Genomic DNA, 25,716 nt, shown 5'->3' on the forward strand with positions numbered 1-25,716 from the left:
GTCTCTAGAGACTGAGCGGGAGTGAGTCCTGTTGCCAGGATTCGTGCTCAGCCGAGCGCCCCGGACGGTGTTGGGCGTTCTGGTCGACCGCGTTCGCTCCGCGTCCGGGCGGCACGGATCGTGTCCGTGGTCCGGGGATGCGGGGGCGGTGTCCCTCACGCCCTGGGGTACTCGGTCTGGCCTGGACGGTCCGATGCCCGCATCCATCGCTCTGGTGGGTGCGGGGCGGTGCCGTCCGACGCCTGATCGGGTGCCCCAGGGCGCGCCTTCCGATCGCCACGGCTGCCGCGTCGTGGCGGGTGGTCTTACGCGTAGTGGTGGTGAGGGGTTTCTGCCAGTGCTGGGCGCCCCACCGGGAGGTGTAGGCGGGGTCGACGGCGATGACGGGGATGCCGAGTTCGGCCGCCATGCTGACGAGCCGGGCCCGCAGCCTGGCCACGGGCATGCCAGAGATCAGCTTCCGGAACCACTTCTTGCGGCCGTGTTTCTCCCGGGTCTTCTCCGCGGTGAAGTCGAGGTCCTCGACGGCGATCGCGAGGCCGTGTCGCCGGGCCCAGTGCAGCAGCCGGATCAGGGCATGCCTCACCTGGGCGTCACGGTGACCGGCGGTGCCGGTGAGGTCGTAGCCGAAGCGGAGAGGTGCGCCGACAGGGTTTCCGTGGACGTCCAGGCGCCAGGCGGCCAGGTGGTCGGCGTTGGTGTCCACGCCGACCAGACCTCTCGCGCGGGCCGCCTCCAGCGGGATCGTCCGGACGGTCGGGAGGGTCCAGGAGGCGGTGAGGTACCAGCGGCCCCGGCCCACGTCTTCGTGGATGCGGTAGGCGACGGCCCGGTTGGCGGTGACGCGGTCGGCCCACTGCTCGCCCCGGTGCGCGAACGACACACGGGCAGCCAGGACATAGCGGCCGTGCGGGGCGTTCGCCAGGTGCGCCAGCGGCGCAGGGAGCTTGATCGAGACCTCGCCGTCGGGGGAGACGCGGAGGGTCTCGTTGCCGTACCGCTTGCCGGACTCGCCATCCGCCTGGAGGAAGCGGCGCCCGGCCCGCCACCGCCGACGCCACTCCTCTTCGGTCAACTGCGCCTGTTCCAGGTGATGCCGGCTGTTCAGCAGCTGCTTCCCGCCGCGCACCACGTGTACGACTCCGGTCTGCCAGTCGGCCTGTGCCGCCTGAAGCCGGTCTTCGAGAACGTGCAGGCGGCGGGATTTGGCAAACCACTCCTGTTTGCTGCGGTAGCCGCCGGGCGCGTGCTTGGAGCCCTTCTCGCCCGGGGGCAGGGACAGCCGGTGTGTGATCGTGCGCACGCCTGCCTGAAGGCTGTGGATGTGCGCGAGCCGGCCGCGCCGGGCCAGCGCCCACTGATCATGACTGGCCTTCGTGATACTGCCCGCCCAGCGGGAGGAGGACTCTCCGGTCAGAACCTGCTTGCGCCGCGCCCACTGCTCACCGTCGTGGTCCAGCTCGGCCGCGCACCTGGCCTTCAGATCACGGGAGGCCAGCGACCCGAGATGGTCACCGACCAGGCGCAGCGCCTCCTCGTCCCTGCCGGTCAGGTGTTTGAGCCGCGACCGGATCGCGACCCCGGACGGGCCGGGCACCATGAACGGTGTCGCGACCTCCCGCAGCCCGCCCACCCCTTCACCCCCGGTCCGGTGTCACACAAATCCGTCACCACCTCCAACGACCACCACCGGTAAAGGTCACGCATTCGACGCAGGAACTCCCGTTCCCCACCTAGAATCCACCCGCGGGTGCCTGGAAAAACTCACTCACGCACGCCAGAACGCGTTCAAGCACTGTCGATCGCCAACTGTTCACAACCCCAAGGACAGCGCGCCCCAAAGGGGTGCGGGGCTGTATCGATGTGCGGCTCCGCCGCGTGGGCGCGCCCAGCCCCCACCGACCGACAGCCGTGAACCGCCCGAAGCCCTCAGCTCGCCGGAGGCACCGGCGCCGCCTTCTTCCGCAGGCCCAGATGGTCGTCCGGGTCCTGGAGCCGGTCCGGCTGCGCAGCAAGCACGCGGCGGACCACCGGCTCCGGCATGCGGATCACCACCGGCCGGGGCAGGGTCAGTTCCCGTACGGCGGTGCCGGTACGGCCGGGGCGCACCCGGTCGGCCACTCTCGCCACCACCCGCACGTCCAGGGTGAACTGCACCAGGACCGACGCGGACTTGGGCTTGTGCAGCGGCATCGAGCCGGAGGCGTTCGCCGCCATGTCGGCCGCGCCGCCGGTGCCACCCGCGTTGCCCATCAACTGGTTGAGCCGGAACTCGTCGGCGTTGAGCAGCCCGGCGCCCGCCAGACCGCGCGCCGATCTGCCGTGGTCGGCGGAGCTCAGGCCGTCCGTCTGGGTGGGCCGGGGTGCGTCCAGGTGGCTCTGTCCCACCGTCTCGAAGGTCATCTTGTCGCCGACGCCCAGCACTCGCCCGTCCCGCAGCCGCGCGTGCAGGGACGCCCGCAGGTCCTGGCCCGCCGCTCCGGTGGCGTGCACCGGGGGCAGTTCCGCCCCGGCGGTGGTCAGCAGCGGCAGCGCCGCGATCAGCCACTCGGTGGAGACGGCCTCCTGCAGCGTGTATGCGGCGGCCTGCCCCTTGGTCCGGAAGCGGTCGCCGCCGCCGGCCTCCCGGACCGCGGAGTTGACCAGCTCCCGTATCTGCGGGGCCCCTTGGAAGCCGTTCACCTGCGCCTCCATCGGTAGCCGCACACCACCGGAGCGCCAGGTGCCGAGCGCGGCCGGGCGGTCGTCCTGCGGGCCGGGGGCCGCCGCGACCGGGGCGGGGCGCGGTGGGGTCAGCCGGCCGAGGGCGGCGAGGTCCTTGTCCAGGACGCGGTGGGTCAGTGCCTGGCGGCCCAGGGAGACCAGGGCCAGCCGGCGGCCGCCCCGGTGCAGTTCGAGGGTCGCCTCGATCGGTACCCGCATCCTGGACGACTTCGCGGTCTTCGCCTCGGCGACCGTCTTCATACCGAGCTGGCCGCGGCCGGCCGTGCCGGTGCGCCGCGAGCCGCCCGAGCCCGCCCCGAGCCCCGCCGCACCGCCCGTGCTCTTGAGCTGCCCGGTCCCGCCGTCCGGTTTGCCGGAGCCGGCGAAGATCCCCTCCACGCCGGTGGTCACGCCCTTGTCGTGGGAGGCGGTCTGCTGGGCCACGGCCGCGGTGATGTACTCCATGTCCCGGCCGTCGTCCGCCGCAGCGTCGTAGCCGCCGTCGCCCAGGCGGTTGATCTTGAACACCGCCCAGTACGGGGTCCTGCGGCCGTCGAACAGTTCGACGGTGACCCCGCCGTCCATGGCGCCGGACAGCAGCCCGGTGCTGCCGTCGCGGTCCAGGACGCGCAGCAGCCGCTGCACGTTGTCGTTGCGGTCCGTGAGCTGCTGCCGGGGCAGCAGGTCGTCGGCCAGGCTCTGCTGTCCGCTCTCCGTGAGACGGGTCCGCAGCCGGGCCAGCAGCGGCACGAAGTTCGGCAGGTTCTCGATCATGCCGAAGCCGAGCGGCAGTGCGCCGGCGAAGGACGGGCCGGTGCGCGGCGGTGCGGAGGTGGAGGACCCGGCGGTGTCCGTGGCGCGTGCCCGCTCCCCGGCCTCGCGTTCGGCGCCCGTGCGGGAGCTCTCGGCCGGTCGTCGTCCCGGCCGGGACGACGGCGTCATCAGCCCCGGTTCGGGGTCGAGCTTCAGCTGTCTACGGATCGCCGCCGGCAGTTGCGCCTCGGTCAGCCACACCGCCGCCTCGGCCGGCAGGGTGCGGGCGGCCGTCGCCACGTAGGGGCCGCCGCCGGTGACCTTGACCTCGGCGACCATGGTGACGAGCAGATCGCACTGTACGAGGTAGAGCGGTGCCTTCTTCGGGGTGTGGGCGTTGCGCTCGACCGTGCCGGACAGGGCCGCGGACCGGGTGTCGCCCTCGCTCGTGGTGCGGTTGCCGGAGAGGCCCTGGCCCAGACGCCACTCGGTGCCGTTCTCCGAGCCGGTGGCGCCGAACTGCCAGGTGCTGGTGGTGCCCTGCCCCTCCTGCCCTGCCGCCTGGTGTCCACCGAGCACGAAGGTCTCGGTGCCGGGACCGGCGCCCCGGTGCAGGAACTTCGGGTTGGTCAGCGTGAGCCGGGTGCCCACGGCCCCGTTGAGCGCGGCGAGCCGCCGCGGATGGCGCAGGTTCTTCACCACCCACCCGGAGGACGCGGCCTGCCGCAGCGAGGCCGTGATGGCCTGCGGCCCGAACCGCTCCTCGATCGCCAGCCGCGGCGCGAGCCCCTCGGTCTGCAGCGCGGGATCCTCGCGCACGCCCTTGTCGCGGGCGGCGGCCCGGGACAGCAGCTGGAAGGCGAGGTCCCGGACGGCTTGGCCGTCGCCGACCGTCTCCACCAGCTGCCAGTCCCGCAGCGGCTGCCCGACGGACGGCCGGGGCGCCAGCGTGGCCAGATCGCCTATGCCCTCGGCGGTGACGGCGTGCTCGGGCCGCGGGGCCTGCGCCCGGCGCCGGTCGCGCACCGCGCCCTGCCGCTGCCTGCCCTCCTCGTCGAGGGTGAACTCCGTCGGGGTGACCAGCCGCACGTCCTGCTCCTCCAGGTGCAGGCCCGCCAGCGGGGTGGCCTCCGGCGCGTCCCGGCCCGGGGAGCCGGGGGTGAGGGCGCGGCCCAGCTTGCGCTGCCGGGAGGTCATGGTGACGTCGACGTCGAGGCGCAGGGCGGCTCCGAAGGCGGCGGCCTTCTCGGAGCCGTTGGTGAGGACGTCGGTGCGGGTGGTGGGGCCGGCCTGGTTGCGGCGGGTGCCGGAGCGGTGCCTCTCGTAGCGGGCCGAGCCGGTCAGGACGCCGGGGACGAGCCTGGCCTGGCCGAGCACCAGGCCGCCGATCGAACGCGAACTGCTGCGCCCGCTCTGTGTGTTGCCGGTGACACCGGAGTGGCTGCGCACCAGCCAGTTGTCGGTGTCGCCGAGGTAGCCGGTCTCGCGGAGCTGCCCTCGGACCCGGAGCTGCACATCGTGCGCGTGCAGGGTGGTCTTGCGGCGCAGCCGGACCCGGATGCCGGTGGAGGTCAGCTGGTCCTTGTTGACCCGCAGGTTGGTCTCGGACAGGGCGGCCATCAGCTCGCGGTGGTTGCGCCGCTGGAGAGCGGCCTCCTCCTTGCCCGGGGCCGAGGCCACCGCATCCGTGCCGAAGGCGGGCAGATAGCCGGCCAGCCGGGGGTCGGTCGCGAACAGCTCCTGTACGGCCCGCACCATGGGGCCGGTGTCGAGTTGGCTGAGGGTGACGCTGGAGCCCATGGCGCCGAAGGGGAGGTGACGTTCGACGTCGGCCTCGTTCCCGTGCTCGTCGGTCCGCTTGGGCTTCTCGATGAACTCCCCGGCCTCGACGCCGGGCGGCAGCGGCAGCCCGAGCGGCTGTGCCTCGTCCGCGCGCAGGGTCATCCACACCCGCATCGAGTGCCGGGCGACCCGGGTGCCGGGGCGCAGGACCATCTCGGCCGAGCGCGGCCCCGTACCTTCCGCGGTGAACCGTACGGTCGCGAGGTAGAGCACCTTGTCGCCGCGGACCTCCGCGCCCTGGCGGCTGGACACGGTCTGCTCGGCCACGGTGAACCGCGCCTTGCGGGCCGCGGCGACCGGCATGGCCGTGGCCCGTACGACGGCGGCGCTGCCGGAGGCTCCGACGCCGATGGCCGGGCCCAGGCCGCCGGTGACGGCGCGCCCCTTGCCCGCGCTCTCGGTGACCGTGTGCTGGGTCTGCTGGTGGGTGCGCAGCTGGGTGCCGCCGGTGCCCCAGGCGGGTGACATGCCGGTGATCTCGGCGTGCATACGGTAGCTGCCCACGCTGCTGCCGTCCTTGGACGACAGGTCCTCGCCCGTGACGCCGTCGCGCAGCAGCCGGGGCATGTCCTCCAGCACGCTCGCCGTGGCGGTCGCCTCGTAGAGCCGGGCCCGGCCGGGTGCCCCGGGGGCGGTGAGCGAGGGGTGCAGGACGGAGGCGACCGCGTCGAAGAGCCCGCCGCCGCCCTGGTGCGGGGCGGCGGTGTCGGTCACCGCGACCGGGGCCATGGAGTCGGCGAGCGTGACGCGCCGGGCGGTGTCCGCCCCGACGGCCTGCGGCGGGGCGGGCGTCAGGGTGCCGGCCGGGACGAGGTGTTCGGTGGGCACCCGCTGGGTGAGGGTGCCCGACCCGTGGAAGGTCTGCTCCCGCTGGGCGCCGTGCTTCTTGATCCGTACGCCGTAGCGCACCTTGCGCGGCGCCTCGACCGAGCCCTTGTCGCTGCGCAGCACCCGTGGTTCGGCCACGTTGCGCTGGCTGCGGGACTCCCGCGAGGACTGCCAGGGCTGCGCGTTCGCCATCCCGGCGCCGCCCAGCCACAGTCCGGGTACGACGGGCGCGAGCCCGAAGGCCATGCCGCCCAGGCCCTTGCTCGACGAGCCGCTCGCGGTGGTCGCGACGGTGGCGGCGGTGTTGTGCTGGACGTCGACCTTGGTGTCCTTGCCCTCGGCCTCGTCGACCGCGGCGAGCGGTGCTCCGTCCGGGTCCGGCACGGTCTTGGCGAGCAGTTCCCCGGGGTGGAAGACGGGCGGCCGGTCGTCGGGGGCGCGGGAGACGGTGACGGTGACGTCGAACCACTCCTTGCCGTCCCTGCCCTTGACCGCGAAGGCGCGGCCCTGCCCGTAGTACGCCTCGGGCCGGCCGGCCAGGTCGGCGGCGAGGGCGGCGACCTGGCCGTCGCCGTGTCCGACCACGGCGGCCACGGCGTTGCGCACGAACTCGTGCCCGGTCAGCCCGTACGCCGTGGACAGCCCGGCGGCCTGGAAGTCCATGAGGTACGGCGGCAGTACCAGCCCGGGGGCGGTGCGTTCCTCCTCGATGGGGGGCGGCGGTGCGGGCCGGTTCCGTCCGGCCCGCGGCCGGAAGACGGCCTTCCCCTTCCGGTTCTGCAGCGCCAGTGTGGTGGCCTCGTTCCCCGCACTCCCCTGGAAGGCGAGCACAACATTCTCCGCGGGCCCGGCGGGCCTTGCGGTGACCGGTACCCGGGAGGTCTCCGGAGAGGCGTCTTTTCCGCTGTCGCCTGCCTGTCGCTGCGTCCGCACGCAGTCAACGTATGCACCGCCGGGACGGGCGGACCGCCTTCCGCCGACTCCCGCCTCACTTGTCACTCCCGCCTCGGCGGGGTGTCAACTCCCGTACATCGAACGGTCGTTCAGCGGTACGGGGACGGTCAGGAGACCCTCGGGAAGCGGGCCTGCAGCGTCCAGATCGCCGGGTTGTCCGCCAGGTCCTCGTGCATGTCGATCAGGTCGGCGATCAGGTCGTGCAGGAAGTCGCGGGCCTCCCGGCGCAGCTCGGAGTGGGAGAAGGTGAGGGGCGGTTCCTCGGCCGGCATCCAGTCGGCCTCGATGTCCACCCAGCCGAAGCGGCGCTCGAAGAGCATCCGGTCCGTGGACTCGGTGAAGTCCAGCTCCGCGTGCTGGGGCCGGGCGGCCCTGGACCCCGCCGGGTCGCGGTCGATCCGCTCCACGATGTCGCACAGCGCCCACGCGAAGTCGAGCACCGGCACCCATCCCCAGGCTGTGGACAGTTCCCGGTCCGCCTTGGTGTCCGCGAGGTAGACGTCCCCGCAGAACAGGTCGTGGCGCAGCGCGCGGACGTCCACCCGCCGGTAGTCGGTCTGGGGCGGGTCCGGGAAACGGTTGGAGAGGGCGTAGCCGATGTCGAGCACGTAGCCGATGGTGTCATGGCAGGAACCGCCTGCCTCATCGACCTGGGGGATGGGCCCCCGCCTCACTAGGATCGATCGCGTGTCCAGACCTGTACGCGTTTTCCCGGTCGCCGCAGGCGCGCTCGCACTCTCCCTCGCCCTCACGCTCACCGCGTGCGACGGCGGGGTCCACGGCACCCCGGGCGGCGCGGGCCGCCACGACCCGTACTTCCCGAAGGCGGGCAACGGCGGCTACGACGTGAGCCACTACGGCCTCACCCTCGCCTACGACCCGGGCACCCGCCACCTCACCGGCACCGCCGTCATCACCGCCCGCGCCACCCAGGACCTGACCGCCTTCGACCTCGACCTGAAGGGGCTGGACGTCGGCGCGGTCACCGTCGAGGGCAGGGACGCCCGCTGGAACCGCGCCGGCCAGGAGCTGACGATCCGCCCGCACGACGACCTGAAGAAGGGCGAGACCTTCAGCACGACCGTGCGCTATTCGGGCACCCCGGAGACGATCACCGACCCCGACGGCTCCAAGGAGGGCTGGCTGCGCACCGCCGACGGTGCGCTGGCCCTCGGCGAACCCGTCGGCTCCATGGCCTGGTTCCCCGGCGACGACCACCCCTCCGACAAGGCGTCGTACGACATCACGGTCACCGTCCCGAAGGGCCTCCAGGTCGTCTCCAACGGCGAGTTGAAGAGCGAGACGACCGACGGCGACCGCACCGCCTTCGTCTGGCACAGCGCGGAGCCGATGGCGAGCTACCTCGCCACGGTCGTCATAGGCCACTACACGATCACCCGGTCCACCACCTCCGACGGACTGCCGGTGTACGTCGCCGTGGACCCGACGCAGGTCGCCGCGAGCAAGAAGGTGCTCGCGAAGATCCCCGAGATCATCGAGTGGGAGCAGTACAACTTCGGCCCCTACCCCTTCTCCTCCACGGGCGCGATCGTCAACCGGCCGGGCGATTCCGGGTACGCCCTGGAGACCCAGAACCGGCCCGTCTTCCCCGGCGTCCCGGACACCGACATCCTCGTCCACGAACTCGCCCACCAGTGGTACGGCGACTCCGTCACCCCGAAGACCTGGCGGGACATGTGGCTCAACGAGGGCTTCGCGACCTACGCCGAGTGGCTGTGGGACGAGGACCACGGCGGGCGGACCGCCCAGCAGACCTTCGACAAGTACTACGCCACCCCCACGGACGACTCGACGCTCTGGGGGTTCCCGCCGGCGAACCCGCCGGGCGCCATGTACATCTCGAATCCGCCGGTCTACCACCGGGGCGCGATGGTCCTGCAGAAGATCCGCCAGACGGTCGGCGACGACCGCTTCTACGACATCATCCAGGGCTGGACCGCCGCCCACCGCCACGGCACCGCGGACACCGCCGAGTTCACCGCGTACGTGGAGAAGATGGCGCCGGGCAAGGACTTCAGCGGGATCTGGAAGGACTGGCTGTACGGGGACGGAAAGCCGGACCACCAGTGAGATGCGGCCCGGCCTTCACCGCCGTGCCGGAGGTCAGAGGTAGGCCGCAGCCTTCTTGCGGCGGTCGGGGAGGAACGGGTCGATCGATCCGGCGCCGGATCCGGGGACGGTGTCCTCGCCACGGATCCGGCGGGCAAGACGGGCAAGTCCGGGATCACCGGGGCGGACGTCGATCTGGAAATGGGACTCCTTGACCGGCTTTGCGTTACCGCCCCATGCGATGACGCCCTGACAGTCGGCGAGGATGTCCGCGACGACGATCTTCTCCAGATCGGACAGGCCGGTGCCCCGCTGCGCCCCCAGCGGGTAGAAGAGCGGACGGATCGCGATCGCGGTACCGGACAGATGGTTCGACTCGAAGCCGGCCCCGACGGTGCGGTGGCCGGTGTGGCCCTGAACGTCGCCGGGGCGGAGCATGTCGATCTCGTACGAGAACCTGCGGGCCACATGCAGCAGCACCGTGGCCACGTCGCCCTTCAGCAGCGGCACCGCGGCGTTGGCGCCTTCGACTCGGAAGAGCGCGGCGCGGTCGCCGTCGATCACGGGCCAGCCGTTCTGAGACCGTCGGTGACGCCACACGCTCCGCTGAGGTGCGGCCGCGGCAGCGGTAGGAGCAGTTGCGAGCAGGGCTCCCGCAGTGAGGCCGGCGGTCAGGCCGAGAGTCTGACGGCGGGTGAGTATGCGTGCGGTGTCGCTCAACGAGTGTGTCCTTTCCGGTAACGGCGGTAAGCAAGGACCGCCAACGTCACCAGACAGCCGGTCAACACGGCCATACAGGTGAACAGAAGCGGATTGACCCAGCCGCTTACGAGTTCCTTCTGCTCACCGTTGTCCCAGTGACAGGTGGCGTGCAGCGGAAAAGTGCCGTCCGTGAAGCGGTGGAAGCGGACGATGGGCCGCCTGTCGAAGAAGTCGGGACATGCATGCGACGGGAAGGCGAAGTAGACCTGGAACCAGCCGAGCAGGTAGCACAGGGTGCCAGTGGCGGTGGACGCCTTGATCAGGCTGAGGAGCCGGCGGCCTTTCCGGACGCGTACGAAGGCCAGGCCGAAGCCGACGAACAGCACCGCGAGGATCCAGGAATTCATCAGGCGGGATCGCCCGCGAACAGCCTGGCGTGGTTGGACTTCAGCTTCGCCTGGCTGCGGGCCTCCAGCCCGGCGCGAGCGATCAGCGTATCCGCGAAGCCGAGGCAGTAATTCTTCAGCCTGTCCTCCGGGAGCAGGTGGGAAAGGATCATGGCGACTCCACCGGTCTGCTGTTCGAGGGCGATGCGTCCGAGGTTGATCAGCGGATCATCGATCGATGTGAGGATGTAGAACGCCGCGTCCGTCGCGGCGGCCTGTGAAGTGCCGAACCGCTTGGCGAGGTAGTCCCTGAACCGGGTCACCCCACCGGTCTTCTCATAGTGCTCGTGCAGAGCCGTGGTGATGGCCACGCCGGACCGCATCTTCTCGGCCAAGAGGAACCCGTCGGCGTCCTCGACGAGGTCGTCGAAGCCGAACGAGGAGACCGAGCCGATCTTGCCGAGGCGTTCGGTGCAGTAGGTGTAGCCGTTGGGGAAGGAGTCGCTGTCGCGACGCCATTCCCCGTAGAAGGTCATGAGATCTCCGGCCCACCCGGCCACGTCGCCCCGGTTGGCCTTGTGTGAATCGGACAGAGGCGGCTTGATCATGTGACCGGCCGCGGTGGCCAGCAGGTGCTGTGGGCCCAGGATCTGGCCCGTGAAGGGGTCGGTGAAGTCGGACAACAGCTCCGCGCCATGGCTGTTGGCATAGTCGATGAACGACCAGTCGACCTCGCTGATCAGGTCCTTCCACTCGCGCGTCGCATAGCGCTCCTGCCGGTAGTAGTCCGTGACCAGCTGGTTCGGGTCGCCCTTTCCGTAGTTCTTGGCGAGGTTGTACAGCTGGTCGATGTTCGCGAGGAAGTCCGCGGCGGGGGACACAACACGGTTGACGTTCTGCTGTCCGTTGTCGGAGCCGGCCCGGTGTGAGTCGCGGTCCAGCGAGAACGTGTCGCTGCCGTTGGTGACTTTGTACTCCTTGATCTGGTTGAACGACCAGTTCGCCGGCAGGGGGAAGCCCAGGTTGCCGGAGAAGCCCCAGGACATGCCGGAGACGAACGAGTACGCCGCGTAGGTCTCCTCCGTCACCTGCGCGCACACGTTCCGGGAGCCGTACACCCCATGGAGATACCGCTTGCCCTTGGCCGCGAGGCCGGAGGTGACCCCGCGGAAGTACTCCACGATGTGCGTCATGTCCTCCTGGGTGGCGTCGTAGTCAACGGCGAAATAGATCACGGTGCCCCGGTTGAAGCCGAAGTGAACGGCTTGGTCATGGGCGAGCTGGCCGTGCTTGTAACCGTTGCCCCAGTAGTACTCCGCCAGGCTTCTGCCGTTGTCCTGGAAGATCGGGAAGACGCGCAGTCCGGCCTTGAAGATGTTGTCGAGCTCGCCCGGCTCCAGCATCTTCGACCCGCCGCCCGCCGAGGCCTCGTTGAGGTAGCGGCCGACGTACCGGTAGCCGTCGGAGTACATCCTGGCGCCGCGGGACGGAGTGATCGTGTAGGCGGTGTCGGAAGCGGTGACCGGCCGGTCGGGATCCCCCATGGACACCAGGAGCTGCGCCCACGTGCTGTAGTCGCCCTTTCCCGTGGCGGGGAGCTGGGAGAACGTCTGGAACGCCGTCACCCAGCCCTCGACATCCGCATCCCATGAGTCGGTGAAGTGGGTACGTGCGTCGGGCTCGCCGTATCCCGGAACGGGCTCGTTGAACACGCAGGCCGCGGAGAACAGTTGCGCGAAGAGACCGGACGAACCGGGTCCGACGGTGTGGGCCTGAAGGCCGGCCTGCGTGCCGGGGCCGAAGTTGCCGCTCGCGTCTGCCTCCGCGATGCCGATCGCGAGCTGGATCGCCTTCATCAGCGACTGCTGCACGACCCGTGAGTAGATCCCGTCAGTGGGGCCTATGGAGAACGTCTTCTTGGTCCAGTAGTTGTTGTTCAGCCACTGCTGGATGGACCGGATCTTGTCCGTGCCGCCCGCGACGGTGATGTAGGCGTCCATGTTGAGGAGGGCCTTGAGTACCTTGGGCTGGACCACCCCGCCGTCCTGGGGCAGACCCGTGTTCTCCTTCACCTTGTCGACCGACGCCGCGGCGACCGTGTCGAACTCGGCCACCGCCGTGTCGCCACCCCAGTAGCCCTTGCAGAACAGGGCGTGGCGGATGATTTTGACGATGTTGAGGTTCTTCTTCCACCCGATGCCGATGGTGCCGAGCGCTGTCACCTTGGCGAGGGTGCCGTCGCCGAAGCTCGCCACAACGGGGCTGATGCCGAGCTCGTGCTGCAGGCCCATCGTGAGGGAGAACATGGTGGACCAGCCGGTCTGCCCGTTCTCGGGGCACTTTGCATAGCCGGACACGTTGGCGTAGGTGGCGTTGACCCATTTCTGGGCGGCAAGAACCTTCTCATCAGCCATGTGGGGGGCCTCTCCTCCAGCAATCGGAGTTCTTCAGAACGTCGATATGCCGGGATAAAAGGGAAAGCGGAATCGTGCGCGTAGGCCCAGGCGGCCCGTTGCGTGCTACCTGCTGGGTGTCAGGGGCACCGCAGGAAAGGGGGCAGGCATGCGAGGTCGGATCGGCGTGCGCGAACAGCCCGGCACTGAGGCATGGCGATGTATCCCCCCATGACGACGGGTTCTCCCGGTCGTTGAACGACGCGTCGGCGGGCAGTTTGGTCGGGCTGCCCTACGCTGAGATCAGCATAGGCATAGGCATAGGCCAAAGGTCAGGGTCAAGAGACGCTGAAAGGTGTGAACGCCCTTGCGGTGGGACCGAGTTGGCGCACCCTGCCGAACGGGCGCGGCAGCAGTCGGCTCATCGTGCGGCGCACGGAACGCCGGTCAGCCCTGTTCGCGTTCGTTGCACAGCACCTTGCGCAGTACGGCGCAGGGGCGGCCGAGTTGGCGGTCTCCGCGGTGGTCGATCACCCGATAGCCGAGGGCGGTCCAGAAGGCCAGGGCCCCGGGGTTGTTGTCGAGGACGGCCAGCCGGACAGCCGTGCGGTCCGCCGCGCGGAAGCGGTCCTCGACGGCGGCGGCGATACGACGGCCGTACCCCTGGCGCTGCACCGTCGCGTCCACCATCAGCAGCCCGATCCACGGGTCCGGGTCGGCCGGGTCCGGGTGCCGGGCGAGGGTGACCGCGATCCCCACCAGCCGCCCCTCGCTGCGGGCGAGCAGCACCTCGGCGTCCGGGTGGGCCAGTTCGTCCGCCAGCGCCGTCGCCACCTGCTCCGGCCGTACGTCGTCCGGGTCCGGGAAGTCGCCGCTGAGGGCCTGGAACTCCCGGTTGGAGGCGTACAGGGCGGTGAGCTCGGTGAGGACCGGGGCCGGGATGTCGTCGCCGGGCTGTAGGGACAGGGGCTGGAGGATCATGCCCGCGACCTATGGGTAGCGGGGCAGGTTGTCCGTCGAGATCGTCCACTCCCCGATGGTGACGTCCTCGCCGTAGACGAAGTCCTTGCGGGTCGCGTAGCGCGGGCCGTCGGGCGTGGGGTGGATGTCGGTGAGGACGGCGCCGGTGCCGGTGCGGGGGTCGAAGATCGCGTAGACGGGGACGCCCATCAGGGGGTAGTCGCGCACCTTGCTGACCCAGTCGTTGTCCGGGTTGGAACAGGAGACGATTTCGACAGCGGCGATCAGCGTACGTGGGTCGAAAGACCCGTCTCCCTCCATGTCCACCTCTGCGATCACCATGATGTCGGGGCGGCGCATGATTCTTTCTGGCGCCACTTCGACATCGGGCTCGCCCGTGTGGGCCACGATCTCCTCAGGCATGACCTTCTCCAGACGTTTCCGGAGACGCAGTGCGGTGAGCTCGTGCTGCCGGACAGGCGACATCATGTCGAGGACGATCCCTTCCTTGGTGATCTCGAACTTGCCGGGGAGGGTGCCGTCCGTGGAATCCACGAAGTCGCGCATGGCCCGGTACAAGGGGGAGGCGTCCTGCCGTGCGTCGTCCGGTGCGATGGTCATGGCGCTCGCTCCTCGTCTGTGCCCAGGGGCAAGGATCGTCGCTTTCATGCTAGGTCTCCTCCGGGAGATCGGTTCGGCAGTCGCCGCAGAGTCCGGGCGCGGGGGCGCGGAAGCCGCGGTCGCAGCCGTTGCAGTTGTGGATTCGGGTGGGGACGGCTGGTGGCGGGGCAGGCGGGCGGAAGGGCGGTGGCGCGGGCAGCCGGTCCGTCAGGCGGTGGGCCAGGAGAGCGGCGGGCCTGTGGAGCGGCTCGGCCGGCAGGTCGGCGGTCAGGGCGTGCCGTACAGCGGTGGGCGTGACATCGCGTTCCAGCCAGGCGGCGACTCCGGGGACCAGGTGTTCGGTATCGGCGGCCGACAGCAGCAGCCGGGAGTCGTGGCGGCGGAGGTCCGCGAGCAGGTCCAGGGCCTTCTGGACGAGTGCGGGCGAGGGGCAGGCCGGGCGTGGCACAGGTGGGACGGCCTTGCGGACGGGTTTCTGCGGCGCCTTCGTTCGTGCTGAGGCTTCGGGTCGATGGGCGCGGCTGCGGTGACCGGGTTGATTGCAGGAGACCGTGCGGGTGACGATCCGGCCGTCGGGGATCCGCTCCCGCTCGCGCCGCAGATAGCCCTCGGCCTCAAGCTCGCGCAGCGCGGCGCCGATACGGTCCCTGCCCTCCGGAAAGCGGGCTGTCAGGCTCTTGATGTCGACCTGGGCGCCCTTCGGGAGCGACTGGATGTGCACGCCGAGCCCGATCGCGAGCGCCGAGAGGGTGGCGTGCTGGGCGAGGTGGTTGCCGATCACCACGAAGTGGGAGGTGTGGCGGGCGTTGTCGTGCAGGAGACCGCCGAACCCCCGATTCGGGTGCTTCTTGGCGGCAGTGCGGGACTCGGCACACGAGGGCGCGCTAGGGTCTTTCGTATCCATCGGGAAGGGTCTTCTTCCTGGGTGGTCAGGCCCTCGCACTGGGATTGCCGTCCCGGCGGGGGCCGAAGTTTTTTCTGCGGTTGTTGCGCTGAGCGTAGGGCACGCAACCCTCCCCAAATCCAGTCCACTTGGGCATATTCACTCGCGGGAGTGACTCTGCGCGACGGGCGGGAGGGGTGGGGCTTGGTGGGGTTCTTTCTCCCCGTCGTTCTTTGGTGGTGACGGCCCGTGCGACCGGCGCCCGCGTTTCCGGGCTACGGCGACACGCCGATCTCGGCCCACACCGTCTTGCGCGGCGACAGCCCCGGTGCCACGCCCCACTTGTCGGCGAGCGCGTCCACCAGGACGAGGCCCCGGCCCGACTCGGCGTCCGACATGAAGGGTTGGGGCTGCGGCAGGAGGTCACCGCGCGTGTCCGTGACCTCGATACGCAGGGTGTTCCCCACCACGTACAGCACGAGGCCGAAGTCGCGTCCCGGCACCCGGCCGTGCGTCGCCGCGTTCGCCGCCAGTTCGGCCACGATCTGCCTCGCCGGGTCCAAGGGCAGCCCCCACGTGCGAAGTTGCTCGGCGGCCAGCAGCCGGGCCAGCCGGGCGCCCCTCGGCGTGGACGAGAGACGCAGGCTCATGTTGCGGACGGGGGTGGAGATTTCGTCGTTCACATCACTCAGCGTGGCCGCGCGTGCGTACCGTGAACAGTCACGGAGGCCTTACGTACGGTGACTGTCCGGCGCTTGTCCAGTGCTGTCTTGGCTGTCGGGAAAGGGGTGTACGGGATGAGCGTGGACGGCGAGGTGGCCGAGCCGGGCTGGGAGGTCGACCCGGACGACGACTGGGGTGTGGCGGTCATCGCGACGGTCGGGCGTCAGCTGAAGCTGCGGCGAGAGGCGGTGGGGATGCGCGCCGCCGAGTTCGGGGAGGCGGTCGGTTACGGGGAGGACATGGTCTACAAGGTGGAGGGCGGGAAGCGGATTCCCCGCCAGGAGTACCTGAACAGGGCAGACGAGGTCCTGGAGGCGGGTGGGCTGATCTCGGCGACCTGGGAGGATGTCAAGAGAGTCCGGTACCCGAAGAAGGTGCGGGAGCTTGCGAAGTTGGAGGGGCAGGCCGTTGAGATCGGCTTGTACGAGTGCAACATCATTGCCGGGTTACTTCAGACGCCCGAGCACGCGCGAGCAGTGATCTCGGCGGCGCAACCACCCTACTCGCCGGACGACGTGGAGCGCATGGTGATGGCTCGTCTGGCTCGGCAGTCGGTCTTCGAGCGCGACCCGGCTCCGTCCATCCACTTTGTGCTGGAAGAGGCGCCGCTACGCCGCCCTATCGGAGGCACAATGGCTTGGCGGCAGCAGCTTGAACGTCTGCTGGAAGTGGGGCGGTTGCACAACGTCACGCTTCAGGTCATGCCGACCAACACGGATGCGCATCCAGGGCTGGACGGCAGGATCGAGTTGCTGAAGTTCCCGGACGGCACGGCTGTCGGACGCGCCGATGGTGCGTTCAGTGGGCGACCGACCAACGATCCGAAACAGCTTCGACTCATCGAGTTGCAATATGGCACCATCCGGGCGCAGGCTCTCCCTCCGCGGGAGTCGCAGGCCTTTATTGAGCAACTGCTGGGAGAGACATGATCCGCAAGGACTCCTCCGGGGAACCCACCGACCTGGCGTGGTTCAAGAGCAGCTACAGCGGCGGCACCAACGGCGAGTCCTGCGTCGAAGTCGCACTCGCCTGGTTCAAAAGCAGCTACAGCGACGGCCCCAACGGCGACTCCTGCCTCGAAATAGCCCCCACCCCCACCACCATCCACATCCGCGACTCAAAGTTCACGCCCGCCACCCCCGGGCCCCAACTCGCTCTCGCCCCCGCCGCCTGGGTGGCCTTCGTCCCCTACGCGTCTGCGGACTGAGCGCAGGCCGGAGCCCCTGGCGTCACACCGGGGGCTCCCGCACAGCGCAGCGCGTGTCAGACGTTGACGCCGAAGTCCTGGGCGATGCCGACCAGGCCGGACGCGTAGCCCTGGCCCACCGCGCGGAACTTCCACTCCGCGCCGTTGCGGTACAGCTCGCCGAAGACCATCGCGGTCTCGGTCGCCGCGTCCTCGGAGAGGTCGTAGCGCGCGATCTCGGCGCCGCCGGCCTGGTTGACGATGCGGATGTACGCGTTGCGGACCTGGCCGAAGTTCTGGCCGCGGTTCTCGGCGTCGTAGATCGAGACCGGGAAGACGATCTTGTCGATGTCGGCGGGCAGGGCCGCCAGGTTGACGTTGATCGCCTCGTCGTCGCCGGCGCCCTCGCCGGTGCGGTTGTCACCGGTGTGGACGATCGAGTTGTCCGGGGTGTTCTTGTTGTTGAAGAAGACGAAGTGGGCGTCCGAGTAGACCTTGCCCTGCCCGTTGACCGCGATGGCCGAGGCGTCCAGATCGAAGTCCGTGCCGGTGGTGGTGCGGACGTCCCAGCCGAGACCCACGGTGACGGCGGTCAGGCCCGGAGCCTCCTTGGTGAGCGAGACGTTGCCACCCTTGGACAGGCTTACAGCCATGGTCGGGAGTCCTTTCCCTTGTTCTGCGTACGGCCGTGCGGCGTACGGGCTCGAAGCTACAGCTACCCGTATGAACGCCACGAGGGGTACCGAAGGTTCCATCTTGCTTTACCTTCTTTACCGAACCGTGGATGAACGATATTCGCGTGACGTGTGCCGGTCAGTCGCGCGACCATGGGGACATGTCCGGTCCTTACGTCATCCGCGGCTCCGTCTCACTCCCCGAGGCCGAGCTCAACTGGCGTTTCTCGCGGTCCTCCGGGCCCGGCGGGCAGCACGTCAACACCAGCGACTCCCAGGTGGAGCTGCGCTTCGACCTGGCGAACACCGAGGCACTGCCCGAGGTGTGGAAGGCGCGGGCGCTGGAGCGGCTGGCCGCCCGGCTCGTCGACGGCGTGATCGTCGTACGCGCCTCCGAGCACCGCTCGCAGTGGCGCAACCGCGAGACCGCCGCCGTACGCCTCGCCGCGCTCCTCGCCGAGGCCACCGCGCCCCCGCCCAAGCCCCGCAAGCCGACCCGCATCCCGCGCGGGATCAACGAACGCCGGCTGCGGGAGAAGAAGCAGCGCTCGGACACCAAGCGCGGGCGCACTGGCCGCGACTGGTCCTGACGGCGCCCTGCCGCGGCCCTGTCGCACCCCCTTCAAAGCTCCAGCACCCCCACCGGCTGGTCCCCGCTGACCTCCCCGGTCTTCCGGAAGCCCAGGCGCAGATAGAACTCCTCGGGGCCGTCCGGGCCGGCGTGCCAGGTGACGTACATCTGCTCGCCGCCCCGGCGGCGGATCTCCTCGGCCACGGCCTGGACCGCGAACCGGCCGTAGCCCTTTCCCTGTTCCCCGGCGTCGATGTTGAGACGCCACAGGCCGGAGCGGAACAGGGTGCCGTCGGCGCGCCAGTCGATGTCCAGGAAAGCCATCAGAAAGCCGACCGGCCGGTTCTCTTCGCCGTCGACGATCAGACGCGGCCAGGCGACTCCGGGAGGACGGACGTACGCCTCGGCGAGGGAATGGGCGACCGGCTCGACGTTGTGTTCCTGACCGGGGCGGACGCGAATGGCGAGGGCCGCTTCCAAATTCCCCGTGGTGACTTCTTCGAGGCGGGGTTGGGGCCGGGGTGTTGTCATCCGTGCACTTTAGAAGGGGCGTTCAGCATGCGCCCAAGGGATTCCCGTACAGACCGCGCGGTCTCATCCCAACTGCCGGTACCGGCCCCGGAAATACATCAGCGGCCCGCCCTCCGTGCTCGGCAGGTGAGCGGTGAGGACCCGGCCGATGACGAGGGTGTGGTCGCCGGCCGTCACCCGCTGCTCGGTACGGCACTCCAGGGTCGCGAGGGCGCCGCCGACGAGCGGGGCGCCGGTGGCCTCGCCGCGGGTGTAGGGGATGTCCTCGAAGAGCAGGCGGTCGCTGATGCGGCCCTTCATCGCGAAGCGGCCGGCGATGTGCCGCTGGCTCTCGGTGAGCACCGAGACCGCCCAGAGCGGCTGTTCGTCGAGCAGGTCGTCCATGCGCGCGCCGGTACGCAGGCTGACCAGCACCAACGGCGGGTCGAGCGACACCGACATGAACGCCGTCGCGGTCATCCCGACGTCCTCGCCGGCCGGCGCCAACGGGTCGTCCGCATCCAGCGGCGGCTCCTGGGCGGTCACCAGGACCACACCGGCGGCCAGCCGGGACATGGCGGCCTTGAACGCTTCGTTGCTCACCCCCACAGCATGCCCGGTGGCTTCTGCGGCGGTGGGGGAGGGAGTCTTCAGCACGCCGGAAACGCTAATGTCGGTCCTTGTGCGACCGCATCGGCCATCGGCCCGAGCCGGGTCCTAGGACCAAGGGCGGGGAAGGGCCGTAACGTGCATCATGTGCGCACGGCCGCAAAGGCTGTGTTCAGTAAACGCACAGGGAAAACGCAGAAACTCCACTCAATTGTTCACGTTCTCCTGTGACTTGAGTCACAGGGGGCATTAATTGTTGACCCTGTGTACCGAGTGGGCAGCGCGCTGTGATTCAGTGGCGGGGAAAAGTAGCGCCGAATCAGACCCTTGATTCACTGCGAGGTCTCGGGGGGAGGGCGAGCATGGAGGCCGAGTCGGAGCCCTACGTCCGTCTTGCGTCCCTGCGACAGCTGCACCAGGTCATGGCCGACATGAACACGGCCCGGAGCCTGGCGGACACACTGCAGACGGTCGCCGACGGCGTGATCACCGCACTCGGCTACGAGATGGCGTGCGTCAACCTCGTCCGCCCCACCGACGGCCACCTGGTCGTCGCCGCCTTCTCCGGGAACTCCGCCGCCGAGGCCCTGATCACCGGCCGGGTCGGCTCCCGTGAGTCCTGGGACCGGCGGCTGGCCATGGGCGAGCAGTGGGGCGACCTCGTCTTCATACCGCACACCGAGGGCTGGGTCCTCGACGACGACGACGTCCCGCAGTGGTACACCGACGGCCCCGCCCCTCGCTTCGAGGACGAGTGGCACCCCTCCGACCGGCTCTTCGCCCCGATGTACACGCCCGGCATATCGGGCAGCTCCTGCGGCGAACTGCTCGGCGTGATCTCCGTGGACCGCCCGCGCAACGGCCGCCACCCCGGGGCGTGGGGCCGCGAGGCCCTGCAGATGTATGCCTTCCAGGCCGCGATCGCCATCAGCAACGCACGTCTACGCGCGAATATGCAGCGGGCACTGGTCAGGCTGGAACGCGAGCAGCAGGCCCTGCGCGCCAGCGAGGAATCCTTCCGGCAGGCCTTCGAGTACGCCCCCTCCGGTATGGCGATAGCCGAGATGGGCGGCGACCAGCACGGCCGGATACTGCGCACCAACGACGCCCTGTGCCGCCTCCTGGGCCGCCCCGCCTCCGCGATGCGCCGCTACTCCTTCTCCGACCTGGTCCACCCCGAGGACATCGGCACCCTGCTCCGCACCTCCGCGGAGGGCGGCCGTGCCGAACTCCGCCTCGGCCGCCGCGACGGCACCTACGTCTGGGTCTCGCTCCGCAACTCCGTCGTCGCCGACGCGGCCGACGGCCCCCGCTTCCTCCTCACCCACGTCGAGGACATAGAGGAACGCAAGCGCCGCGAGCTCCAGCTCGCCCACCGGGCCTCCCACGACTCCCTCACCGGCCTTCCGAACTCCGCCGAGCTCCGCTCCCGCCTCTCCTCCCGGCTCTGCACGCGCGCCGACGCCGGCGGCCTGGAGTCCCTGGACGCGGCCTACGGCCACCCCGCCTACGACGTGAACGGTCACGGCTTCGACTTCGCGGCCACGGCGGGCGGCTCGGCCGGTTCGTCGTCGTACGACGGCTACGACCACCATGTGCACACCGTCGCCCCCGAGGAGGGCCGCGACGACGGCGCCAAGGGGCTCGCGGTGCTCTTCTGCGACCTCGACGGCTTCAAGTCCATCAACGACCGGTTCGGGCACAACGCCGGCGACGCCGTCCTCATCGAGGTCGCCCGGCGCCTGGGCCGGGCCGTGCGCGACGGTGACACCGTGGCCCGCCTCGGCGGCGACGAGTTCGTGATCCTCGCCGACGGCCTCGGCAAGGCCGACGCCCAGGACCTCGCCGTACGCCTGAGAAACGAGATCATCCAGCCGATCCGCGCCGAGGGCCGGGCCGTCCGGGTGGGCGCCAGCTTCGGCATCGGCTGGGCACACTGCGGCATGACCGCCGACGAAGTCCTGAAATCCGCTGACGAGCGGATGTACGTAGAGAAACGATCTCGTCCCAAAGCACATCGCCGTGCGGGATGAGCCGCAGGTCACCGCGGGGATGCGGGCACTGATGCGGTGCGAGTCACCTGTTTGGCTCAGCAGGACCGGGTAGGCTCGACTCTCAATACTTGTATCGAGTCCGCCCGCACCTGCTGAGGAGTACCAGGGATGACGCCCGGCGACAACGGCGCGAGCACGCCCGAGGACGACGACCCGTTCGGCTATCTGTACGCCGACGGTCAGGCCAGAGGGGCCCAGCCGCCGTCCGGCTCCGGTGGCTACGGCTACCCGAACGCGGTCAGCAGGGTGCGCCCGGTCGGCGAGCGCACGTACGGCGGACAGCAGCAGGCACCGCAGCCGCAGTACGGCGCAGGCCAGACCATCCCGCAGCAGCAGCCCGGTGGCTACGGCCAGCCTCCGAACGCGGCCTACCAGGCCCCGGAGACCTTCCCTGGCGGCGCGCCGACGTCCCGCGTGGCCCCGCAGAACCCCGGCCGCGGCCGGGGCCCGAACACCAAGGGCCTCCTGATCGGCGCCATCGCGGTGGTGGCCGCGGTCGTCATCGGCATCAGCGTCGCGATGATGAACGGCAACGGGGACGAGAACAAGGCGGGCGGCGGCGCCTCCACCTCCCCGTCCACGTCCCAGAGCGCTTCCCCGTCCCCGTCGAGCAGTAGCTCGGTGTCGGCGTCCGGCGATATCGCGCCGGTCGACGCGAAGACCTTCCACCTGGACGGCGGCGCGAGCACGGCCTCGGACGTCAAGGGCGCGAAGGCCCAGGGCGGCATCTACGTGACCAATTTCAGCCAGACCGGCGCCGGCGTCACCTGGACGGTCAACGGCATCCCGTCGGACGGCCTCTACACCGTCTACGCGCACTACAGCGCCGTACAGGACCAGGCCATGACGCTGTCCATCAACGGCAAGACGTTCGGCAGCAAGTTCCCCCTGAACAACTACACGGGCCAGAGCGACCCGACCAAGGCCTGGACGACCAGCTTCACGTACCCCACCCTCACCAAGGGCACCAACGTCATCTCCCTGTCCTGCCAGAGCGGCGACAGGTGCGACGTCCTGCTGGACCAGATGTGGCTGAGGCAGGGCAAGCACACGAACAAGGACTAAGCGGCCGCAGGCCCACCGGTCACCGCGACCTGGCCGAGCAGCTTCTCGTACGCCGTGCGGTCGAACTCCCCGGCCGCCGGGGCCCGTACCGTCGCCGCCGACAGGGCCACCGCGCGGGACAGGCGGTCCGGCCAGGGGAGTTGTTCTACCAGGCCGGACAGGAGGCCGGCGACCGCGGAGTCGCCTGCGCCGGTCGGGTTGCCGTGTTCGCGGGAGGGCGGTGCGGCACGCCAGCGGCCCTCCGGGGTGAGTGCCAGCAGGCCCTGTGGGCCCAGTGAGGCGACGACCGCCGTCGCCCCGCGCCGGCGGGCGTCCTGGGTGGCCCGTGACGGCTCGTGGGAGCCGGTGAGTTCGGCCAGTTCGTCGGCGTTGGGCTTGACCAGGTCGGGCCGGGCGGCCACACCCCGTCGTAGCGGCTCCCCGCTGGTGTCCAGCAGCACCGGGACACCAGCAGAGCGGGCCGCCCTTATCAGTCCGGCGTACGCCCCCACCGGCACCCCCGGCGGCAGACTCCCGCACAGCGCCACCGCCGAGGCTCCCGCCAGCAGTTCCTCGTAGTGGTCCAGGAAGGCACCCCACTCGGCGGGCGCTATCTGCGGACCGGGCTCGTTCAACTGGGTCGTGTCACCCGTCCGTTCGTCCACGACGGCGATCGTGCGACGGGTCGCCCCGGCGACCGGCAGCAGTGCATCCCGTAGGCCCGGGGTGTCCGCGAGCCGCTCCCGTACCGCCCGCCCGGTGGCCCCGCCCGCGAAACCCGTGACCGTCGTCTCGTGCCCGAGCACGGCGAGCACCCGGGCCACGTTCACCCCCTTGCCGCCCGGCCGTTCGGTCACGGCCGAGACCCGGTGCGAGGTGTGCGGACGCAGTGCCCCGACCCGGTAGGTGATGTCGAGAGCGGTGTTCAGGGTGACGGTGAGAATCATCGGGCGACCTCCCTCGCAAATGCCCGTGCCGTCCGACGGGGGGCCTTGATCATGCCAAAGAGACGGCGACCGGGCCTAGGTCGCCGTCTCTCAAAGCATGGTCATGATCAGGGAAGTTCCGGTGCGACCACCCACTCGCCCTTCCTCATCACGCCCTTCAGCGTGAAGTCCGCGTCCAGGACGAGCAGGTCGGCGTCCTTGCCGGGCTCCAGGGAGCCGATGCGGTCGTAGAGGCCCAGCAGCCGGGCCGGGTTGGCGGACAGGGCGGCGACGGCGTGCTCGACAGGAAGCCTGTCGACGGTCACCGCCCGCCGGAGCGCGCGGTCCAGGGTCAGGGTCGACCCGGCGATGGAACCGCCCTCGACCAGCCGGGCGACCCCGTCCGTGACCTCGACCTCCAACGGGCCCAGCAGATAACGGCCGTCGCCGCTGCCGGCCGCGTCCATCGCGTCCGTGATGAACGCGACCCGGTCCGGGCCCGCGTGATGGAACGCCAACTGCAGCGAGGCGGGGTGCAGATGGGTGCCGTCGTTGATCAGCTCGACCGTCACCCGCTCGTCCTCCAGGAGCGCGGCGATCGGGCCGGGGGCGCGATGGCCCAGCTGCGGCATCGCGTTGAAGAGGTGGGTGGCGACCGTGGCGCCCGCGTCGATCGCCTCGACCGTCTGCTCGTACGACGCGTCCGTGTGGCCGACGGCCGCGATCACGCCGTGTTCGACGAGGAGCCGTACCGACTCGATGCCGCCGGGGAGTTCGGTGGCCAGCGTGACCATCCTCGCCTGCCCGCGCGCCGCGTCGAGCAGCTTGCGGACCTCCGCCGGGTCCGGGTGGCGCAGCAGCGCCTCCGAGTGGGCGCCCTTGCGGCACGGGGAGATGAATGGGCCCTCGAAGTGGACACCGGCGATCTCGCCCTGCTCGGCGAGCTCCGAGAGGAGGCCGGCCTGGCGGGCGAGGACGTCCATGTCGTCGGTGACGGTGGAGACGACGAGGGTGGTGGTGCCGTGCACGCGGTGCGTGTGGACACCGGTGAGGACCTGTTCCGCGGTGCCGGAGCTGAAGGAGGCTCCGCCGCCGCCGTGGTTGTGGATGTCGACGAACCCGGGCAGGAGCCAGTGGCCGGTGAGGTCGATGAGCTGGGCGTCGGGGGAGGGGGCGGCCGTGATTTTCATGCCCTCGACCGCGAGTCGGGCGTTTTCGATGACACCGGTCGGGAGGACTGCGCGGGCGCCGTGGAGGACCAGACCGTGTGACCCCGGGTGCGGGTGGGGTGTGGCTGGTCGCGCAGTTCCCCGCGCCCCTGACGGGGCGCTGTGGTCGGGCTCGTTCGCAGCCATCACGGGGTTACCTCCGCAGTAGTCGTAGTCAACAGATCCTGGGCGAGGAGCCCCGCCCCCAAGCAACCGGCCGTGTCTCCCAGTGCGGCCGGGACGATCGTCGGCAGCTTCTGGAACGTCACCCGGCTCTCCACCGCCTCCCGCAGCGGCTGGAACAGCACGCTCCCCGCCTCCGCCAGGCCACCGCCGATGATGAGAACCCGCGGGTCCAGCAGGGTGACGGCCGTGACCAGCCCGTCCGCCAGGGCGGCCACCGCCTCTCCCCACACCCGTACGGCGTTCGGGTCGCCGGACGTGACGGCCTTCGCGCAGTCCGCCGCGTCCGCGTCCGGGTCGCCGCAGGCCTTCGCCCAGGCCTCGCTCACCGCCGCCGCGGACGCGTACCGCTCCAGACAGCCGCGCTGCCCGCACGGACAGGGGGCACCCTGCGGCCGTACGACGACATGGCCGATCTCGCCCGCGAAGCCGTGCGCGCCCGACTCCACCCGGCCGTCCAGGCCGAAGCCGCCCGCGATACCCGTGCCGAGCGCCACGAAGAAGAAGCGGTCCGCTCCCCGGCCCGCGCCGAGCCGGCCCTCCGCCAGGCCGCCGGTGCGCACGTCGTGGCCGAGGGCCACCGGGATGCCGAGACGGTCGGAGAGGAGAGCGCGCAGCGGGATGTCGCGCCAGCCGAGGTTGGCCGCGTAGACCGCGATACCGGCCGACTCGTCCACGATTCCCGGGACCGCCACGCCGGCCGCCGACGCCGGCTCGCCGAGGTGCCGCTCGCCGTACCCGTGCAACTCGGCGGCGAATTCGAGGATGGCGGCGACGACGGCGTCGGGGCCGCGGTCACGGCCGGTCGCCCGGCGGTCCTGGTGGAGCAGCTCGCCGTCCGGCCCGACCAGCGCGGCCTTCATTCCGGTGCCGCCCACGTCCAGGGCGATGACATGTCTCACGGGAACAGTGTGGCCCGCTGACCCGCAAGAG

22 protein-coding genes are annotated in these 25,716 nt (G+C 70.4%); 6 read left to right on the top strand and 16 right to left on the bottom strand.

The window, feature by feature from the left end; all coding sequences use genetic code 11:
• Positions 1-4 precede the first annotated feature (4 nt).
• The 3 genes from EDD90_RS30050 to EDD90_RS30060 all read right to left on the bottom strand — a co-directional run bounded on the left by EDD90_RS30050 (position 5) and on the right by EDD90_RS30060 (position 7,688).
• Positions 5-1,633, bottom strand: a complete 1,629-nt coding sequence (locus EDD90_RS30050) for an IS200/IS605 family accessory protein TnpB-related protein (RefSeq protein ID WP_123976058.1) — start codon at positions 1,631-1,633, stop codon at positions 5-7.
• A 296-nt stretch (positions 1,634-1,929) separates the two neighbouring features.
• Complete coding sequence (locus EDD90_RS30055) at positions 1,930-6,957, bottom strand: hypothetical protein (RefSeq protein ID WP_260328171.1); 5,028 nt, start codon at positions 6,955-6,957, stop codon at positions 1,930-1,932.
• A gap of 230 nt (positions 6,958-7,187) precedes the next feature.
• The gene (locus EDD90_RS30060) at positions 7,188-7,688 is read right to left on the bottom strand and encodes a hypothetical protein (RefSeq protein ID WP_123976059.1); all 501 of its coding nucleotides are present in this window, start codon (positions 7,686-7,688) and stop codon (positions 7,188-7,190) included.
• 79 nt (positions 7,689-7,767) lie between these two features.
• Here EDD90_RS30060 and EDD90_RS30065 point away from each other — a divergent pair, with 79 nt between their 5' ends.
• Complete coding sequence (locus tag EDD90_RS30065) at positions 7,768-9,171, top strand: M1 family metallopeptidase (RefSeq protein WP_260328172.1); 1,404 nt, start codon at positions 7,768-7,770, stop codon at positions 9,169-9,171.
• Positions 9,172-9,204: 33 nt separating this feature from the next.
• On the opposite strand, the gene EDD90_RS30070 is transcribed toward EDD90_RS30065, so the two are convergent.
• The 7 genes from EDD90_RS30070 to EDD90_RS30100 all read right to left on the bottom strand — a co-directional run bounded on the left by EDD90_RS30070 (position 9,205) and on the right by EDD90_RS30100 (position 15,745).
• Positions 9,205-9,714, bottom strand: a complete 510-nt coding sequence (locus EDD90_RS30070; protein WP_260328173.1) for a M15 family metallopeptidase — start codon at positions 9,712-9,714, stop codon at positions 9,205-9,207.
• Positions 9,715-9,866: 152 nt separating this feature from the next.
• Entirely contained in the window at positions 9,867-10,259 is a 393-nt protein-coding gene (locus EDD90_RS30075) for a hypothetical protein (protein ID WP_123976061.1), read from the bottom strand.
• On the bottom strand, positions 10,259-12,652 hold the full coding sequence (locus EDD90_RS30080) for a glycoside hydrolase domain-containing protein (RefSeq protein ID WP_123976062.1): 2,394 nt from the start codon (positions 12,650-12,652) through the stop codon (positions 10,259-10,261). Before EDD90_RS30080 ends, EDD90_RS30075 begins: the two co-directional genes overlap by 1 nt.
• A gap of 426 nt (positions 12,653-13,078) precedes the next feature.
• The gene (locus EDD90_RS30085) at positions 13,079-13,612 is read right to left on the bottom strand and encodes a GNAT family N-acetyltransferase (RefSeq protein WP_123976063.1); all 534 of its coding nucleotides are present in this window, start codon (positions 13,610-13,612) and stop codon (positions 13,079-13,081) included.
• 9 nt (positions 13,613-13,621) lie between these two features.
• Positions 13,622-14,212: a Uma2 family endonuclease gene (locus tag EDD90_RS30090; RefSeq protein ID WP_123976064.1), complete on the bottom strand. Its 591-nt coding sequence runs from the start codon at positions 14,210-14,212 to the stop codon at positions 13,622-13,624.
• A 49-nt stretch (positions 14,213-14,261) separates the two neighbouring features.
• The gene (locus tag EDD90_RS30095; RefSeq protein ID WP_123976065.1) at positions 14,262-15,116 is read right to left on the bottom strand and encodes a helix-turn-helix domain-containing protein; all 855 of its coding nucleotides are present in this window, start codon (positions 15,114-15,116) and stop codon (positions 14,262-14,264) included.
• A 254-nt stretch (positions 15,117-15,370) separates the two neighbouring features.
• Complete coding sequence (locus EDD90_RS30100) at positions 15,371-15,745, bottom strand: ATP-binding protein (protein ID WP_123981808.1); 375 nt, start codon at positions 15,743-15,745, stop codon at positions 15,371-15,373.
• A gap of 147 nt (positions 15,746-15,892) precedes the next feature.
• Here EDD90_RS30100 and EDD90_RS30105 point away from each other — a divergent pair, with 147 nt between their 5' ends.
• Entirely contained in the window at positions 15,893-16,747 is an 855-nt protein-coding gene (locus EDD90_RS30105; protein ID WP_123976066.1) for a helix-turn-helix transcriptional regulator, read from the top strand.
• Complete coding sequence (locus EDD90_RS30110) at positions 16,744-17,025, top strand: DUF397 domain-containing protein (protein ID WP_123976067.1); 282 nt, start codon at positions 16,744-16,746, stop codon at positions 17,023-17,025. The genes EDD90_RS30105 and EDD90_RS30110 overlap by 4 nt, the downstream gene beginning before the upstream one ends.
• A 56-nt stretch (positions 17,026-17,081) precedes the next feature.
• Here the strand turns inward: EDD90_RS30110 and EDD90_RS30115 are convergent, their stop codons facing one another.
• Entirely contained in the window at positions 17,082-17,657 is a 576-nt protein-coding gene (locus EDD90_RS30115) for a TerD family protein (protein WP_123976068.1), read from the bottom strand.
• A gap of 182 nt (positions 17,658-17,839) precedes the next feature.
• Here EDD90_RS30115 and arfB point away from each other — a divergent pair, with 182 nt between their 5' ends.
• Entirely contained in the window at positions 17,840-18,268 is a 429-nt protein-coding gene (arfB, locus tag EDD90_RS30120; protein WP_123976069.1) for an alternative ribosome rescue aminoacyl-tRNA hydrolase ArfB, read from the top strand.
• Positions 18,269-18,300: 32 nt separating this feature from the next.
• On the opposite strand, the gene EDD90_RS30125 is transcribed toward arfB, so the two are convergent.
• Both EDD90_RS30125 and EDD90_RS30130 read right to left on the bottom strand, forming a co-directional pair.
• On the bottom strand, positions 18,301-18,780 hold the full coding sequence (locus EDD90_RS30125) for a GNAT family N-acetyltransferase (RefSeq protein WP_123976070.1): 480 nt from the start codon (positions 18,778-18,780) through the stop codon (positions 18,301-18,303).
• 63 nt (positions 18,781-18,843) lie between these two features.
• Positions 18,844-19,335 carry a flavin reductase family protein gene (locus EDD90_RS30130; protein ID WP_123981810.1) on the bottom strand — a complete coding sequence of 164 codons (492 nt, stop codon included), beginning with the start codon at positions 19,333-19,335 and terminating at the stop codon, positions 18,844-18,846.
• Positions 19,336-19,730: 395 nt separating this feature from the next.
• Between EDD90_RS30130 and cdgB the strand changes: the two genes are divergently transcribed.
• Positions 19,731-21,401 carry a diguanylate cyclase CdgB gene (cdgB, locus tag EDD90_RS30135; RefSeq protein WP_123976071.1) on the top strand — a complete coding sequence of 557 codons (1,671 nt, stop codon included), beginning with the start codon at positions 19,731-19,733 and terminating at the stop codon, positions 21,399-21,401.
• Between the two features lie 129 nt (positions 21,402-21,530).
• Positions 21,531-22,487 (top strand): carbohydrate-binding protein, encoded by a 957-nt coding sequence (locus EDD90_RS30140; protein WP_123976072.1) that lies wholly within the window; start codon positions 21,531-21,533, stop codon positions 22,485-22,487.
• Here EDD90_RS30140 and EDD90_RS30145 read toward each other — a convergent pair.
• The 3 genes from EDD90_RS30145 to EDD90_RS30155 all read right to left on the bottom strand — a co-directional run bounded on the left by EDD90_RS30145 (position 22,484) and on the right by EDD90_RS30155 (position 25,685).
• Positions 22,484-23,413, bottom strand: a complete 930-nt coding sequence (locus tag EDD90_RS30145) for a 1-phosphofructokinase family hexose kinase (protein ID WP_123976073.1) — start codon at positions 23,411-23,413, stop codon at positions 22,484-22,486. The genes EDD90_RS30140 and EDD90_RS30145 overlap by 4 nt on opposite strands.
• A gap of 107 nt (positions 23,414-23,520) precedes the next feature.
• The gene (gene nagA, locus EDD90_RS30150; RefSeq protein ID WP_123976074.1) at positions 23,521-24,747 is read right to left on the bottom strand and encodes an N-acetylglucosamine-6-phosphate deacetylase; all 1,227 of its coding nucleotides are present in this window, start codon (positions 24,745-24,747) and stop codon (positions 23,521-23,523) included.
• Positions 24,747-25,685 carry an ROK family protein gene (locus EDD90_RS30155; RefSeq protein ID WP_123976075.1) on the bottom strand — a complete coding sequence of 313 codons (939 nt, stop codon included), beginning with the start codon at positions 25,683-25,685 and terminating at the stop codon, positions 24,747-24,749. Before EDD90_RS30155 ends, nagA begins: the two co-directional genes overlap by 1 nt.
• Positions 25,686-25,716: the final 31 nt, after the last annotated feature.

This window comes from Streptomyces sp. Ag109_O5-1, from assembly GCF_003814875.1.
Lineage (GTDB): Bacteria > Actinomycetota > Actinomycetes > Streptomycetales > Streptomycetaceae > Streptomyces > Streptomyces sasae.

What these genes read in the sequence shown, in the direction of transcription:
- EDD90_RS30130 (WP_123981810.1), bottom strand. Translation starts at nt 19,335, where the DNA reads ATGTCCCGGCTGGCCGCCGGTGTGGTCCTGGTGACCGCCCAGGAGCCG.
- EDD90_RS30145 (WP_123976073.1), bottom strand. Translation starts at nt 23,413, where the DNA reads ATGATTCTCACCGTCACCCTGAACACCGCTCTCGACATCACCTACCGG.
- EDD90_RS30090 (WP_123976064.1), bottom strand. Translation starts at nt 14,212, where the DNA reads ATGACCATCGCACCGGACGACGCACGGCAGGACGCCTCCCCCTTGTAC.
- EDD90_RS30115 (WP_123976068.1), bottom strand. Translation starts at nt 17,657, where the DNA reads ATGGCTGTAAGCCTGTCCAAGGGTGGCAACGTCTCGCTCACCAAGGAG.
- EDD90_RS30105 (WP_123976066.1), top strand. Translation starts at nt 15,893, where the DNA reads ATGAGCGTGGACGGCGAGGTGGCCGAGCCGGGCTGGGAGGTCGACCCG.
- EDD90_RS30080 (WP_123976062.1), bottom strand. Translation starts at nt 12,652, where the DNA reads ATGGCTGATGAGAAGGTTCTTGCCGCCCAGAAATGGGTCAACGCCACC.
- EDD90_RS30095 (WP_123976065.1), bottom strand. Translation starts at nt 15,116, where the DNA reads ATGGATACGAAAGACCCTAGCGCGCCCTCGTGTGCCGAGTCCCGCACT.
- EDD90_RS30140 (WP_123976072.1), top strand. Translation starts at nt 21,531, where the DNA reads ATGACGCCCGGCGACAACGGCGCGAGCACGCCCGAGGACGACGACCCG.
- nagA (WP_123976074.1), bottom strand. Translation starts at nt 24,747, where the DNA reads ATGGCTGCGAACGAGCCCGACCACAGCGCCCCGTCAGGGGCGCGGGGA.
- EDD90_RS30085 (WP_123976063.1), bottom strand. Translation starts at nt 13,612, where the DNA reads ATGATCCTCCAGCCCCTGTCCCTACAGCCCGGCGACGACATCCCGGCC.
- EDD90_RS30125 (WP_123976070.1), bottom strand. Translation starts at nt 18,780, where the DNA reads ATGACAACACCCCGGCCCCAACCCCGCCTCGAAGAAGTCACCACGGGG.
- EDD90_RS30110 (WP_123976067.1), top strand. Translation starts at nt 16,744, where the DNA reads ATGATCCGCAAGGACTCCTCCGGGGAACCCACCGACCTGGCGTGGTTC.
- cdgB (WP_123976071.1), top strand. Translation starts at nt 19,731, where the DNA reads ATGGAGGCCGAGTCGGAGCCCTACGTCCGTCTTGCGTCCCTGCGACAG.
- EDD90_RS30075 (WP_123976061.1), bottom strand. Translation starts at nt 10,259, where the DNA reads ATGAATTCCTGGATCCTCGCGGTGCTGTTCGTCGGCTTCGGCCTGGCC.
- EDD90_RS30100 (WP_123981808.1), bottom strand. Translation starts at nt 15,745, where the DNA reads ATGAGCCTGCGTCTCTCGTCCACGCCGAGGGGCGCCCGGCTGGCCCGG.
- arfB (WP_123976069.1), top strand. Translation starts at nt 17,840, where the DNA reads ATGTCCGGTCCTTACGTCATCCGCGGCTCCGTCTCACTCCCCGAGGCC.